Source organism: Paenibacillus sp. ALJ109b (assembly GCF_010747435.1).
GTDB classification, from domain to species: Bacteria; Bacillota; Bacilli; order Paenibacillales; family Paenibacillaceae; genus Paenibacillus; species Paenibacillus taichungensis.
The window spans coordinates 95956-111138 of record NZ_JAAIFP010000007.1; the positions used below are offsets into that span (position 1 = coordinate 95956).

Annotated in this window: 12 protein-coding genes and 1 pseudogene; 2 read left to right on the plus strand and 11 right to left on the minus strand. The window is 49.2% G+C overall.

The genetic code is table 11. From position 1 onward, the window contains the following. Window positions 1-50 precede the first annotated feature (50 nt). The 4 genes from G3352_RS08065 to G3352_RS08080 all read right to left on the minus strand — a co-directional run bounded on the left by G3352_RS08065 (window position 51) and on the right by G3352_RS08080 (window position 6220). Window positions 51-1955 (minus strand): tetratricopeptide repeat-containing glycosyltransferase family 2 protein, encoded by a 1905-nt coding sequence (locus tag G3352_RS08065; RefSeq protein WP_163755541.1) that lies wholly within the window; start codon window positions 1953-1955, stop codon window positions 51-53. Continuing rightward, entirely contained in the window at window positions 1912-4269 is a 2358-nt protein-coding gene (locus G3352_RS08070; protein WP_163755543.1) for a glycosyltransferase, read from the minus strand. The genes G3352_RS08065 and G3352_RS08070 overlap by 44 nt, the downstream gene beginning before the upstream one ends. Window positions 4270-4349: 80 nt before the next feature. Then, the gene (locus tag G3352_RS08075) at window positions 4350-5678 is read right to left on the minus strand and encodes a DUF6385 domain-containing protein (protein WP_240342984.1); all 1329 of its coding nucleotides are present in this window, start codon (window positions 5676-5678) and stop codon (window positions 4350-4352) included. Window positions 5679-5722: 44 nt separating this feature from the next. Further along, window positions 5723-6220, minus strand: a complete 498-nt coding sequence (locus G3352_RS08080; protein ID WP_163755545.1) for a DUF6385 domain-containing protein — start codon at window positions 6218-6220, stop codon at window positions 5723-5725. A 229-nt stretch (window positions 6221-6449) separates the two neighbouring features. Here G3352_RS08080 and G3352_RS08085 point away from each other — a divergent pair, with 229 nt between their 5' ends. Then, window positions 6450-6983: a hypothetical protein gene (locus G3352_RS08085; RefSeq protein WP_076287407.1), complete on the plus strand. Its 534-nt coding sequence runs from the start codon at window positions 6450-6452 to the stop codon at window positions 6981-6983. 28 nt (window positions 6984-7011) lie between these two features. Further along, the gene (locus G3352_RS08090; protein WP_163755547.1) at window positions 7012-7593 is read left to right on the plus strand and encodes a hypothetical protein; all 582 of its coding nucleotides are present in this window, start codon (window positions 7012-7014) and stop codon (window positions 7591-7593) included. A 94-nt stretch (window positions 7594-7687) separates the two neighbouring features. On the opposite strand, the gene G3352_RS08095 is transcribed toward G3352_RS08090, so the two are convergent. From G3352_RS08095 to G3352_RS08125, 7 genes and pseudogenes are all read right to left on the minus strand, one after another. Next, on the minus strand, window positions 7688-9028 hold the full coding sequence (locus G3352_RS08095; RefSeq protein ID WP_163755549.1) for an MFS transporter: 1341 nt from the start codon (window positions 9026-9028) through the stop codon (window positions 7688-7690). A 71-nt stretch (window positions 9029-9099) separates the two neighbouring features. Continuing rightward, window positions 9100-10278 carry a winged helix-turn-helix domain-containing protein gene (locus tag G3352_RS08100; protein WP_163755552.1) on the minus strand — a complete coding sequence of 393 codons (1179 nt, stop codon included), beginning with the start codon at window positions 10276-10278 and terminating at the stop codon, window positions 9100-9102. Between the two features lie 139 nt (window positions 10279-10417). Further along, window positions 10418-11212 (minus strand): ABC transporter ATP-binding protein, encoded by a 795-nt coding sequence (locus tag G3352_RS08105; protein ID WP_163755554.1) that lies wholly within the window; start codon window positions 11210-11212, stop codon window positions 10418-10420. 2 nt (window positions 11213-11214) lie between these two features. Continuing rightward, entirely contained in the window at window positions 11215-12075 is an 861-nt protein-coding gene (locus tag G3352_RS08110; protein ID WP_064642035.1) for an ABC transporter permease, read from the minus strand. 150 nt (window positions 12076-12225) lie between these two features. Next, window positions 12226-13275 carry an ABC transporter substrate-binding protein gene (locus G3352_RS08115; RefSeq protein WP_163755556.1) on the minus strand — a complete coding sequence of 350 codons (1050 nt, stop codon included), beginning with the start codon at window positions 13273-13275 and terminating at the stop codon, window positions 12226-12228. 331 nt (window positions 13276-13606) lie between these two features. Then, window positions 13607-14336 (minus strand): annotated as a pseudogene (locus tag G3352_RS08120) (Rpn family recombination-promoting nuclease/putative transposase). A gap of 188 nt (window positions 14337-14524) precedes the next feature. Beyond that, on the minus strand, window positions 14525-15172 hold the full coding sequence (locus G3352_RS08125; protein ID WP_345940740.1) for a helix-turn-helix transcriptional regulator: 648 nt from the start codon (window positions 15170-15172) through the stop codon (window positions 14525-14527). Window positions 15173-15183 lie beyond the last annotated feature (11 nt).

Here is a 15183-nt window from a genome sequence, read left to right on the forward strand (position 1 = left end):
TTCATCCTCCCTCCTTCCTATTCGGGGTTCTACTCTCTTTCATTCAATCTTCAAAACTCAAAACCATCCGGCCCCGGTAAATCCAGCCTAATCTGCTGAACCACAGGCCAACAATGGTCTCGCTGTCCTTCTGTCCCTTGAGCAAATGCCTCCAAATGATGATCGGCAGCACTGACAAGCCCTTTCACCAACCAGCTGGTTCCCACACGTGAATCGGAGGCCCCGGGAAAGGGTTCTGCCGCTTCCTGACGTGCGCCTTCCACCAATGGATATACTCCTTCTGCCAACTGCCCCTCACCAAGCTGAACCAGCGCATGCAGCACATCCCATTTCCCGGATTGCACACATCCTTCCATCATCAGTCCAAGTGCCTGCCAGCCATTATATGCTGTTTCAGCAGCCACGTTTGAGTCGTCATTTTGGGCAACCACTTGTGAACTACTGCTTCGTTCTGCCTGTTGATATCGCTCCGACTCCGTACCCGGTTGCGAATGACGATACAGCCACGCAGTCAGTCGATCTTTCCCCTCTATTGGTCTTCCTTCAATCCAGTTTAGTCGCTCTATCCAATGGGTAGCTGGTACAGAAAGCTCTCCTTTTTTTCGCCGTATCGTATGCAGCTTAAGGTGTGCCTTGTTCCATTTTCCCTGTTGAATCTGGAGCAGAGCCTCAGCCATGGATAACCTCCCCCTCATCTCCGCTGAAAGGTCTGAAGATATGTCTGGCAACAACTGCACAGCTGTATCATAGCAACGACACTGCTCCAGAATGCCCAATACTTTCTGAATTGCCTCTTCTGAAGTCATTGCAAATCGCTCCCTAATCAGCTCCACCAAGTGTTGCTCTTGACCCGAAACCCGCATGATCCGAAAAATCCGGTACAAGGGCGGCAGCAGGCTCGATTTGGCACGGACTGCTTCCACATAAGCATCCACTGCGCCTTCAAGGTCCGCCCTCCCCTCCAGCAGCCTACCCAGGGTATACCATGTCTGATAGGTTCCGATTCCTTCTTCTGTATGAAATATGGGTGGCGGCGGTCCCATACGAACTGCTTCACGCAGCGATAGCTCTGCCTTTTCGGTCTCGCCCAACGCCTCCTCACATACTCCGCGATGATGCAGCAGGTCCGTGTATTCTGGGAAGAGTTCAAGAGCAGCATGGATGTGATCCAATGCTTCCTGCCAGCGACTCAAATGCTGGAAACAGCGAATCTCATATTTGAACAACAGATGTGCATAACTTGTCAGGGTGGGATCAATTCCCGCTTTTGCTACCCCAAACGTCTTCAGCGCCTGTTCCGTTTCCCCCATCCGTAAATACTCAACACCCAGGTTATAGTGATGGAACGGCTGATCTGGCTCTTCCTCCACCGCCTGTTGAAGCAAACGCAAATTCCGGTTCACCTTATCTTTGCGCTCCACAATGGCCGTCTGATACCCGTAATGGTGGATGATCATGTCTGTCACGTGAAAAGCAGCCTGTGGATTTTTCCGACAAATTGCCACCGCGATCTGCTCATGAATCCGACCCTCGAACCGATGCTCCGGCTCGTTCCTAAAGAGGCGCAATACCGGATTTACCGTCACCCCTTGCTGACCCGAACCTGTATAGTTATGGATATTTAAAAACAATCCGTCACATCCGCTGGCTGCCGTCCAGCTTCTGATCTGCTCCCGTGCAGTCTTATCCAGCGCCTCGTCCGCATCGAGAAAAAGAATCCATTCGCCCGAAGCCTGCTCCAGTCCAGCATTTCGTGCCGCGGCAAAATCGTCGCTCCACTTAAACGGCACAACCTCTGCCCCATATTCCCTGGCAATGGCAGGACTTCGGTCCGACGAACCGGTATCCACAACAATGATCTCGTCCACCGCCCCACGGACACTTTCGAGACAATGAGGCAATAGCTCTTCTTCATCCTTCACGATCATGCATAATGAAATGTGCTTGGTCGGCAAGCTGGTTCCTCCTTTCCCTTGCATGGAACACCGTACGCCAAGGAAGTCCTTCGGCGGTGCGAAGCTGCTGTTCCAGCAAAGTTTGTTGTGCCATGAGCACCTTATCAGCGGGAGAACGAGTTAGTTCCTGTCTGATAACCCCCAGCGCCAACCGTATATAACAGACAGCAGCTCCAGCCCTCGCCTGCCGCTGTTCTGAATCCTTCTCCAATGCCTGCTGGAAAAGAATTAATGCCTGATCGTAATGCCCTTTAGCATACACGGCTTCCCCAAGGTAAAAGAGGCTTTCCGCATCTAAATCGCCTTGTGACATAGATCGAATCAGCAGCTCTGCGGCCGCCATGGTGTATCCCTGGCGGTAAAGAACAGCGGCCATCCAACGGCTATGAACACCATTTTCGTCGTGTTCAGAGTTAATTGCAGTCATCTTCTCGTATAGCTTCTTGGCAAACGCCAATTGTCCCGTTTGCACTGCCCGAATCAATATGTTCTTACTCAGCTCCGTTGCAGCGTGAAGCGTCTGGTGAACTATTTCCCCATCTCTGTCATCCTCGACATGCATTCGTTTTCCCGTATCCAGCAGGCCATTCAGCAGTCTCCAGCCTTCCCTATCCTGAGGTTCTGCTGCTGCCATAAATGATTCGGATACAGATAATTCATTTGCCCAATAGGTCAATGCCAAATCCAGTCGTTGCTCAGGTTGGAGGTTTACGCCCGCAAGATGCTCGTCACTCCACTGTTTCTGCACGAACTGCAACGCATCTGATACCCTGTTGGCACATAACATCCAATACAGGTACTCTTCATGTTCTATACGCAAATTTCGGGTATCTCCATGTAGCAAGTCTAATGCTTGCCCATACGCTCCGCTGGAAGCAAGTGCATACACCACATATGCCTGACCATCATCGTATGTGACTCCGCTCAGATCTGGATCCTCTTTCTTTGAATGCTCTTTCCAGCGTGCGCATAGTGTCTCTGTTATGCTTTCATCCGTCTCTCCGGATTGCTGCAATACATCGGCTAACCCTGTCCATGCAGGAGCATACGTGATCTCACTCCCCAGAGCCAGGCTGTACAGATGAGCAGACTCCTGCAGAAAGCCTCTTTTCTGTGCAAGCCTTCCCATGGCTGTATAGGCCTTGTAGCTATCGCTACCTATATCCGTTACGTAATGCCTTTCCAATCGGTCTGGCTCTCTGTGAACATCATCAGAGGACTTGCCCTCACGTAATTCATCGCTTCCCGGTTTATCTGTTTGCTCGATTGCCTGCTGATGTATGCCTCGAATCTCTGCCTTGTTATTGTCCTTGAGATCAGCTCCATTGAAGCCCTCCCGGCAATCTGTTGCTCTTGCATAGGACTTGTAGGCCCTCTCCTCCAGACCCTGTTGCTCCAAAATCTCTCCATATATCAGATGCAGGTCGGCATACCCCGCATAACGCTGTCTTTCTACCGCCAATAATCCATGAGCCTCGTCATAGCGCCCCATTGCCAGAAGAACCTTGGCATAGTCCCGAACCAGGGTGGAGCGATACGGAGCTTGCAAGGGTGTATGAAGAAAGGATTCAGTAAAGGCTTCTGCTGCCTGTTCGATATTCCCTAGCTGGCAGTATGTCACCCCCACATTATAGAGGTGAAAAGGTTGCCCCGGACGATCAGCTAACTCCTGCTGCAAAAGCTTTAGATTACGCAAGGGTTTGTCTCCTTGAGCAATCGTGGACGGCAAATAACCATCATGAACCAAACGCAGTGGAGCCAAGGGTTCATGCTCAGCGATCCCGTCTTCCTCACGGGTAAAGGAGTCGTTTATTTCCAGAGCGCCTTCTTCATGTTTTCCATTATCCTTTGCTCCTCCACGAACCAATTGCTCATGGATACGCCCCGCATACCGATATTCTTGATGGGTGCGAAAAAGACGCACAGGTTGGAAGATCACACTCTCTCCCGCTCCCTCGCCAATTCGGTTCTCTATCGTAATCCGCAGTCTCGAAACGCTCTTATGGACCTTCGGTAGATAATCCAAAAGCTCTTCCAAACCCTGTATGACATACTCATCCGCGTCCAGACACAGAATCCATTCTGTGCTCGCAAGAGGCAAACTTATATTTCTGGCATATGCAAAATCATCTTCCCAACGTGCGTGAAGCACCGTTGCACCATAATGTCTGGCGATCTCCGGTGTACGGTCTGTTGATCCGGTATCTGTAATGAAGCATTCGCAGCCAATCGACTTGAAGCCGTCAAGACAGCGGGCCAGATGATGTTCTTCATTTTGCACAATCATATGAATTCCGAGTAACCTGTTCTGCATATGCAGCCACCTCCAATGCAAAAAAAAGTACATGAAGCCCACCAAAGGGACTCCATGTACCTATATGACAACAAACCAGGTTATGTGCCTTGTCCATTGAAGAACACATCAATCGTGCTGGGTGCTCCCAGCAGACTGGAGCGGTAGGAAAGACGTGTATATTTGAGAAAACGCTGCGGCACCAGAACATCCACCGATCCTGGCAAAATCCCGGTCACCGTGTCCACATCATCGTACCAGTTGGTACCGTTGGCACTGATTTCAACGCGGGCATCAACCCGGTTAAGCCCCGGCCCTCTGTTATATACAAAGAAAGAATAAGTGCCGAATACACTCGTCGTGACCGCCGGAAGCGGTGTAAACGTGTTTGCCGTCGGCGTACTAAGAAGCTGTGATTCCTGAAAGCTCTTTTGCGAGATGGACGTCACGCTGCTGAGTGTACCCGCTGTAATCGTGGCTCCCAATACGCTTGTAATGGTACCATTCAACAAATTGGTCAACGTCCCGGCCGTAATAGTGGCTCCGAGTACACTGGTAATGGTACCGTTCAGCAAATTCGTTAACGTTCCCGCTGTCACGGTAGCTCCCAAGACACTGGTGATTGTACCATTTAACAAGTTCGTCAGTGTTCCTGCTGTAATCGTAGCACCAAGTACACTGGTGATTGTACCGTTCAACAGATTGGTCAGCGTCCCTGCGGTAATCGTCGCTCCAAGCACGCTCGTAATTGTACCATTCAGCAAGTTTGTCAGCGTCCCCGCTGTCACCGTGGCTCCAAGCACACTGGTGATCGTTCCGGCTGTGATCGTCGCTCCGAGTACACTTGTGATTGTACCGTTCAGCAAGTTCGTTAGTGTTCCCGCCGTTACCGTGGCTCCAAGCACGCTGGTGATCGTTCCGGCTGTGATTGTCGCCCCAAGTACACTCGTGATTGTACCATTCAGCAAGTTCGTCAGCGTTCCCGCCGTTACCGTGGCTCCAAGCACGCTGGTGATCGTTCCAGCTGTAATCGTCGCTCCGAGTACACTCGTGATTGTACCATTCAACAAGTTGGTCAACGTTCCTGCGGTGATTGTAGCTCCAAGCACGCTGGTAATGGTACCATTGAGCAGGTTTGTTAATGTCCCCGAAGTCACGGTTGCGCCAAGCACGCTGTTAATTGTACCCGCCGTGATCGTTGCTCCGAGGACGCTGGTAATCGTTCCGTTCAGAATATTCGTGATGGTTCCGGCATTAATGGTAACGGTAGTGAGACCTGATATATTACTAATCGTACCATCCAAAATAATTCCGAGTACGTTCCCGCTTGTATCGGTGTGAACCGGCTGGGCCGCACCTGTACTATCATGACCAAAAATCAAAGTCCTGAGATTATCCGGATTCGTGTTAAACGTTGTAAAGTTAGGCATATGCCTCGTCCTCCTCCCTGGTAAATCGGTTGTATTCCACGTTCTTACGGCATACGCTGCCCCTGAAAATAAACATCGAGCCGGGTTGGCTGATCCGGTTCAACCGATTGGATAACCAGCCGGGTATAACGCAGAAATCGCAGCGGCACCAGCGCTTTGGTTTGACCTCCGGCAATCACTTCCTGGCTGTCCACAGCATAGTCTCTGGCATTAGGGCTGATCTGGATCTGCACAAGAGCCGGATGTTCGCCCCGATTTACAATGCCATATGTGTACATGCTGAGCGATGAGGTGTCTTGAGCCGGAAGAGAATTCATACTACCGTTTGTCTCGGCTCCGACATACGTATGCTCTGTAAAACAGTGAGTAGCACCAGGGAGTGTCGTACGTGAGGAACTACCCTGCTTGAACCGGGGACGAGTAATCCGGGCACAAGGAGGTTTCAGCAATTTAGCGCGGCAGGAACGACGGGATTGGCGGCGGCTGACATATTTAGTTGTTTGGTTCGTTTTCTTCTTGCTACGCTTCGCTGTTCGACTCATATCGATTTCCCCTTAAAAAATGTGCTTCCGCATCGTATGCCTGCATGTAAAATACGGGCACGGCATGCGCCGTTATTTGAGGATTTACTATGCATATCCCAAACCCTTCCCTTGTTTCCCACATACACTGCAAGTACAACCTCTTCACGGCTCTCTTTCAAACTTTCATAGAAACAGTTCATTCCAAAAATTTCGCTTTGATTATTCAGACAGATTGGAGGTGGATTATATGACCAATTCCAATGTATTTAATCAATCCAACGGCCCCTTATATACTCAACTGACTAATACATTCTCTGCCCCCGGCATTGAGTCCACTCCAGAGGGCGGTGCGGCAGCCGCAGGCAGTTCATTTGCACTGACTACCAATAATGTCAGTGTAGGTGCTGGACTAAATCTGTTGCTGCAGGTCGTTAATGCAGCGGGCAGTGGGCGTACCTTGTACGTCTCTAGGATCAGCGGAGGTACAACCGCAGCTGCTACACTCATTGTCTATTCCGGCGGAACCATTACAGGTGGTACCACACCTGCGCCAGTCAATACATTGTTGGGCAATACCAATACGAGTGTGATGACAACAAGGCAAAATACCGGCTCATTAACGGGAACATTAACAAGCTTATTAAGCATTCCTCTTACAGCGGGCATGTATATGTTAAACCTGAACGGTTCTATCATCGTCCCTCCAGGGCAGACACTATCCATCAGTGCGGGAACGGGTTCCCAAACCGCCTCCATTAATCTTTCCTGGTGGGAATTCTGACATATCATTTAGAAAAGGAGTGTGCACAATGCCGAATGAACACGTGTTCAACCCGCTAAACCGTCCCGTTTATACGTCCATTACTAATACGTTTACTTCTCCCGGCATTGTGGCTCCACCTGAGAATAATGCAGGTAGTACTGGCAATCTGTACAATGCAGGCTCAACCAACTCCACAACACTAGGATTGCTGGGGGGCAGTGTTATTGCTACTGTCCAACTGACCAACCCAGTCGGGAGCGGTAAAAATGTATATATATCACGGCTTTCCGGTGGAATCACGGTCGCGCTCAACTTGCTTTCTTCCTTCAGTGGTACCATGACTCTGTCTGCAAATGGAACATTGACATCACCGAGCACACTCACACCGGTAAACAATAATTTATCAAGCAGTAATACGAGCATTGCAACGGTACGATTCTCCGCTGCCGCTCCCACGGGTACCACAACCTTATTGGCTATGCCCTTGCAGGTAGGGCCCTTTCTATCCAACGAGTTAGGACGTTACGTGGTTCCTCCCGGTCAGTCCATTAACCTGTCGGTGAGCGGATCCCTGTCTGTTGGTGGGCTGATGGCCTCCACTTCCTATTTCTCTTGGTGGGAAGCATGATGTACTGCCCTATTAAATAGAAATAGCCGCTTACGGATAAGTAACCGTAGCGGCTGTTCATCGTTCGATCTTCTTTTTACCGTAACAATGGCAATTATGGCTGTCTGACTGACTTCTGTCCAAGTTCTCCAGTCGACTCTACCGGATGCGCTTGTTTCCCCACCCATAAGATTCGTTGCAGCAGCATGCCTGCCAAACCAATGGCCAGTGTCGCCATGCCGATATATTGAAATGTGGGACTGGGTCCTACACTCCGAATCAAGGCGCCGCCAGCAAGTGGAGCAACGACCAGCACGACACTGGAAAGTGAGTTTTGAATACCGAATACACGGCCTACATAGGCAGGCGGAGTTTCTTTTTGCAGCAAGTAATTCAACGTCACCATGAACAGACCATTGCCCACTCCGATGCATAAGCCCCAGATGATGATCCAGAACTCGGACGTTTGAGAACTAACCCAACCAAGCGCAGCAATTCCCGCACCAATCAGCAAATATCCTCCACCCAGCCCCCAGCCATACCCAATTCGCGGAAGCCGATTCAACAGGAGAATGATCACAACCGCACCTGCCCCAGCGGATGATCCCAGCCAGCCAATCAGGGCTTCGTTGCCAGGCTTGATCTCCCGAAACAGCGTCGTAAACTGGTAATCGATCATGAGGATCGCCATTAATCCAAAGCAACCAAACAGAATCGTACTCAGAAGGATGCGGCTGCTCTGAATAAAACGCCAACCTTTCTGCCATTGGCTGAATAAAGATTCCGTGGTCTCCCCTGTTTCCAAAGGACTCCCGTCCGATGAAGACGATTCTGGATTCTCTGTTAGACGCCGTAAAGGCCATAATACGGCTCCGGACAACAAACGTGTACAAGCATTGATTAAAATACAAACTTGTGGTGAAAATACGGCCACAATGACTGCACCCAGCAGCGGTCCCGCTACTTTGGAGCATTGGTTCACAAAACCGTTCAATGACGATGCCTGGAACAAATGCTCCTCTGCTACTACTTGGCGGGTGAGTGCCTGCTGCGCAGGAACATGGAATACTCCCATCAGCGCTCGTAAAGCAAGAAGCGGCAGCAGCCAAGCCGCACTTGGCGCGAACAGAATTGCAACCGTTAATACAACGGTGATCACATCACATATCATCATGATTTTCACCTTCTGCAAACGATCAGCGAGTGCACCTGCCACTGAGCCAAGTACGATACCCGGAACAGCCATACATACCGGAATAAGGGCAATGATCAGCGGATCAGCACCCCAACGATAAGCGACCATTATCTGGATGGCGAGCGCGTCAAACCAATCTCCAAAGGTTGCAAGCGAATACGCAATAAACATTCGCATGAAGCGGAAGTTGGTCCATAGGCTTTTGGAGGCGCTATTGGACGAAATGGATGATGGATTGGGTTCATTTGAAACGACGGTCATACGTTATACTTCCTCCCCTGATTACAGCCTTGTTGCTGGCTTGTATGTTCCTGGCTGTAATCATAAGGGAGTTATATCAGAGGAAGATCAGAGGATGGAGCAAACGGGGATAAAAATGTGCGAATTTCATCCACAATTTGCTGTCCATAAACAGGTACGCCGTAACTTTTGGAGATATCCGCATGAATTTGAAGGTATTTAGTGCGAAGACGCCCCTCTATCCGGTGATGTGCTATGAACAACAATATCTGGTATGCCGAATTGAGATATAGCGGTGCGTTCAATGTCATTTTCAATACGTCCAGACCATCGTCCATTCTCGGCTCTGCCTCTCGTATTCTCCCTTGTCTGAGCAGCCATAGGCCTTCCATTACTTGAAAACGTCCGATTTCCCGCAAGTATGGCGCATCTTTCAACCCGGAACGCAGAGAAGCCATTTGATCCTCTACCGCTTCGCCGCTGCCACCCCACAGTTCCACATACAACGCTGAGAGCTTTACCGGAAGTCTGAAATGGACCAGTTCATCTTGCTCCATCACATGATACGTTTCAATGAGTCGGGCTTTGGCTTGCTCATACTGGCCCACCTCTGCGTAGACTTCAACAATGTTCAGAATGCGAAGTTCACGAAGCTGTTCGGCAGACAAAGCGGATGAATTCAGAGCCTTTTCGTACAATAGCAAACTCTCCGATGGTTCAATCAGGGTATGTGTAAAAATGAGCAGCCAATACAAACGTTCCTCGAAGGGAATTTCCGTTGTTGTAATCAGCCATTCCAGATCTCCCTGAATAAAGTGGATATACAACTGATAAAATGGATCAATCGCAATGCCCAGCGCTTCTTGCTGATCCAGCAGCGTGAGCATCGACTTGCCCTGCCCATACAGATGATATTTGCGGAACAATCCATGAATCACTTCTCGCATCTCCTGATCTTGGGCGGAAGGGTTAGAGGGCAATATCGCCATATTCGATCGGATGATAAGCCGGTAACCATAACCACGCACGGTCTCCAGTGCAATTTCTTCCCAACGTTTCAGTTTCTTGCGCAGTCGATACACATGGTCGTCCACGGTGCGTTCAACCGGATATTCCAGGGGCCATACCCGGTCCAGCAGTTGGCTGCGAGTAAAGGCTTTTTCCTTGTTCTCATACAAAAAATGCAGCAGCGCAAATTCCTTCGCCAGCAGGCGAATCGAATCGGTACGCCGGGTTACGGTGTATGTTCCTTCATCGAATTGTAACGACATGCTCGGCCCTCCTATGTATGCTTACTAATTGTGATCCTTATTCTGTTCAACATACCACAAAAACCCTTTGCGAGAACGCAAAAGGTTTTTGTACCGAGATGTACTGCGTTTCTTCCCGAGCGCAAAATGCTCCCTCGATCTAACCGAGCACCACGCGATCATCCGCCATCTTTTTGCCACTGATGCGTTCGAATTCTCCCAGCAGTTCAGGTACGGTCAATGTACGCTTGCGCTCTTCACTGACGTCCAGAATAATCCGGCCCTTGTCCATCATAATCAGACGATTACCCAAACGTATGGCCTGCTCCATATTATGTGTGACCATCAGGGTTGTGAGTTTCATTTCCCTTACAAGCGTCTCTGTCAGTTCAGTGATCAGCTCGGCACGAGAAGGATCAAGTGCAGCCGTATGTTCGTCTAACAGCAAAATCTGCGGCTGGGTGAATGTCGCCATCAGCAGACTAAGCGCCTGGCGTTCACCACCGGACAGAAGGCCTACTTTGGCATTGGGACGTTTGTCGAGCCCGATACCAAGCTTCTCCAACTGGGCATTGAAAATCTCCCGTCTTGCACGGGTAACTCCAAAGCCCAATCCGCGCCCCTTGCCTCGTTTGTACGCCATCGCCATGTTCTCCTCAATGGACATATGCGGTGCTGTACCCGCCATCGGGTCCTGAAACACACGGCCAATCCAGCTGCTGCGCTTATGCTCAGGCAGGCTTTTGATGGAGCGATCATTGATCAGCACATCGCCCATGTCGGGCTTCATGACGCCTGAGATAATGTTCATCAACGTTGATTTTCCTGCGCCGTTACTACCAATCACCGTCACAAAATCTCCCGGATTCATGGTCAGATTTACGCCAACCAGTGCGGTCTTCTCGTCCGTCGTTCCCGGATTAAACAGTTTGGTCACTTGTGTAATCTCAAGCATAATCACATGCCTCCCTTCGCCTGTTGGCTCGACGAGCCCATAAGCTCTTCGGTTCGTTTACGAGCCAGACTTTTCTGCTTCATGGAGCGCTGCATGGTTGGGAAAACAAGTGCGATAATAACGATCACCGCGGTGATTAGCTTCAGATCGGATGTGTCGAACCATTCGACCTGGAGTGCGATCGCGACCACAATTCGGTAAATAATTGAACCGACAACGGCCGCAAGAGTGGCCCAGAATACGGTTCTTGCACCCAGAATCGCTTCCCCGATAATAACGGAGGCCAGTCCGATAACGATCATCCCAATTCCCATCGTAATGTCTGCAAAACCAGATTGCTGTGCAATAAATGCTCCAGACAGCGCAACAAGTCCGTTGGACAGACTGACACCAACAATGGTGGTCACATCCGTATTCGCACCGAAGCTGCGAATCATGCGTTTATTGTCACCTGTGGCGCGCAGTGCCAGTCCAATATCTGTTTTCATAAACAGATCCAGCATGATTTTGAATACCAGCACAACCACGATTATGATGATCATGACATGCTCACCCGAAAAAGGGTTGTCCATGCCCATAATGGATTTGTTCGGTGCGCCGAGAATACGCATATTAATCGAATACAAGGCAATCATCATCAGAATACCGGATAACAGCCCGTTAATTTTGCCTTTGGTATGCAGCAGACCTGTACAGGCGCCAGCCACCATTCCTCCAGCCATTGCTGCCAAGCAAGCGAGCCAAGGAGAGAAGTCGTTGGATATCATGACCGCCGCGATTGCGCCTCCAGTTGTAAAACTTCCGTCTACGGTGAGATCGGGGAAGTCCAGTATGCGGAATGTAATATATACACCCAATGCCATCAGTGCATACAACAATCCAAGCTCGATTGCCCCTTCAATTGAACCCCAAGTCAAATTCACATTGCTTCCTCCCTGTCTATCGAAAAAAATGAGGCGAACCCGCCTGCACGTCCGCCTCGCATCGCTACTGCCGGAGGATCTCCGGTCAGATTATTGAATAATGTTGTTATCCTGGTCCTTCACTTCTGCCTTCATCTCATCGGTAACAGTGATGCCTTGGGCTTCAGCAGCTTTCAGGTTCAGAATCAGATCCAGCTTATCGGGCACGGTGACTTTCAAGTCGCCCGGTTTCGACCCATTTTTCAAAATATCCGCAGCCATTTCACCCACCTGGTATCCGTGATCATAGTATTTGAAGCCAACGGTTGCGAAAGCCCCTTTTTCCACGGTATCCCGGTCACTGGAGAAGAACGGAATTTTATTTTTATTCGCTGTCTGGATGATTGTATCCACTGCGCTAACTACTGAATTATCCAGTGTGATATAGAAGGCATCCACTTTGCCCACTAGAGAATCGGTCGCCTGTTTTACTTCGGATGTGTTCGTAACTGGTGCTTTGACCAGCTTGATATTATGTGTTGCGAGTGCTTTTTCTGCATTGTTAGCCATCACAACTGCATTCGGTTCGCCCTCATTAATAACCAGACCTACCGTCTTCACATCCGGCAAATTTTTGGCGATAAAATCAGCCAATTGCACGATCGCCTCCGGGTTCGTATCCGATGCACCTGTTACGTTACCGCCTGGCTTGTCCATGTCACTCACCAGTTTGGCACCCAGTGGATCTGTCACTGCCGCGAAAAGCAATGGCTTGTCCTTTACTTGTTGAGCCAGGGCCAGTGCGGATGGTGTTGCAATCCCTAGGACCAGATCATTCTTGGAATCCCCGGCAATCTTCTGGGCAATGGACAGGTTGTTCGTTGAATCCCCTTGCGCGTTATTGTAGTCAATCGTCAGATTCTTGTTCTCTTCAAGACCAGCATCCTTCAGCGCTGCAATAAATCCTTCACGTGTGGCATCCAACGATGGATGTTCGACGATTTGCGAGATCGCAATGCGATAGGATTTTTCTGCCGTACCTTCACCTGTTGTGCTGCCCGATCCCTCGGTCGCTGTGCTACCGCCGCTGTTATTTCCGCAACCAGCTGCTACGACCATAGATGCAACCATCATCAGAGACATTAACCATTTCTTTTTCATGTGTGAGAACCCCTCTCCATCTTCTAAAATGTTGATGCCCTCATCGTTATCCAAGTGACACGATAGGGCGGGACAAAACGAACGCTTCAACGCATTGTTGCTTTGATCGACAAAAGCAGACAAATATAGACTTTTCTCATGCGACTGAAGTCCATGACTCGTGTTGGTATTTTATTGTTTCCCTAATATTAAGGTGCGACCTGTTTCCCGTCAATGGTTGAACCGCTTCCAATTTGCATTCATTGCAGATACGTGAGAGAAAACATTACATAAAACAAAAAAAGGCCTCTGCTAAGAAAGGATATACAACTGGTTTAAGAGAAAATACATATCATTCTTTTTCTTTTTTCAATTCTTCTAGTTCAGATAATGTTAGCCCGGTAGCTTTGATAATGGTATCTTGATCAAGCCCCAAAGCGAGCATATTGATTGCGATTTTACGTTTACTCTCTGCTTCTCCTTCTTTGATGCCTTCTTTGATGCCTTCTTCGATTCCTTTTTGGATGCCTTCTTCCAAGCCTTTCTTGAGACCTTCTTCTCGTGCGCCCTCAATCATGGAAACTTCATCCCATAGAAATTTCTGACGGTCGATATATTGTTGACGTGCTTGCTCATCCTGGCTCAGAAACTCCAATACACTCATGGCTTTTTTCAACGCCGGTTCCGGTTCGTGCATCAATAACTCCTCCCAGCTTGATCTAGTCATTCCTTTCAAAAATAACAGCCAGCGCACCAATCCATTCTTCATTTGAATATTTTCATCATTCAGCTTAGGTATTTCCATAAAATGAATCTCTATAACATCCGTCAACGGAATATCGGTATGGTCTTCTCTTAAATGAAATACGTTGTGGTACTGGTCATTAGCGAGCATTTTGAAATTAACAATGTTGAGTGTCCTTGTCCAGATAAGGGTTGATCAACAAAATGTCAGTCAGTAAGGATTCGCCTGCATTTTTAAAGGTATGATTTAGAAAAGCCAGAAGCACATCCTTATTCTCTTCACTTCCAAAAATTCGTTTGAACACATAATCGTTCTTGGGATCAAGCAACTCTGTCATCATTATTCACTCCTACATGCAAAATGAACAGGATATATCTGCTGAATATTTAGCAAATATAAGGATGCGAACATACACTAGATGTTAGCCCTATTGTAGCACGCATCCCCATATCAAAATAACGTTTTTACGTAATTTATGATCAAAAAAGAGACTGTTCCGAGTGATCGAAACAATCTCCGTACATTCTAATTCCCAGCCGCCTCGCGAATCTGGTACGTGCATTTTTTGCCACCGTCTGCATAACATTCAGTGCGCTCCACATCAGCCTGCAGCAATGAACGGAACAGCTCCAGTTCACAGCGGCAAGCCTGTTTATAGACACTCGCTACCTGCACAATGGGGCAGTTCAGCTCGGTAAGCACATAGGTGCCATCCTCTTCTTTGGAGGCATCAGCCATATATCCGTTTGCATTCTGAATGCGCGCAAGCTCCTCGACACGTCCGGCCAGATCCTGACCTTCCATCTGTGGCTGTCCGCTGCGAAACAGCTTGTCCCGGCGGCTCTCGAACAATGCATCCACGACACCGCTGCCCGCTGAATCCGACAGTTCCTCCAGCAGTTCCAGGGTCAGTGATGAATATGATTTTGGGAAAAAGCTATCCCCGCGTACCGTCAGATGGTACACCGCAGATGGACGTCCAGCTGTCGCTCTGGCTTCCCGAACTTCAATCCATCCATCCTGCTCCAGTGTTGTGAGGTGACGGCGAATCGCCATGCCGGTCAGACCAAGCTCAGCTGTCATTTCCCTTGCGGTCATTGTGCCTTGCTGCTTCAGCATGAACAAAATCCGTTCACGCGTCGTTCGTTCCTCTTCGCGCTTCACGATCAGCACCTGCTCTCCCT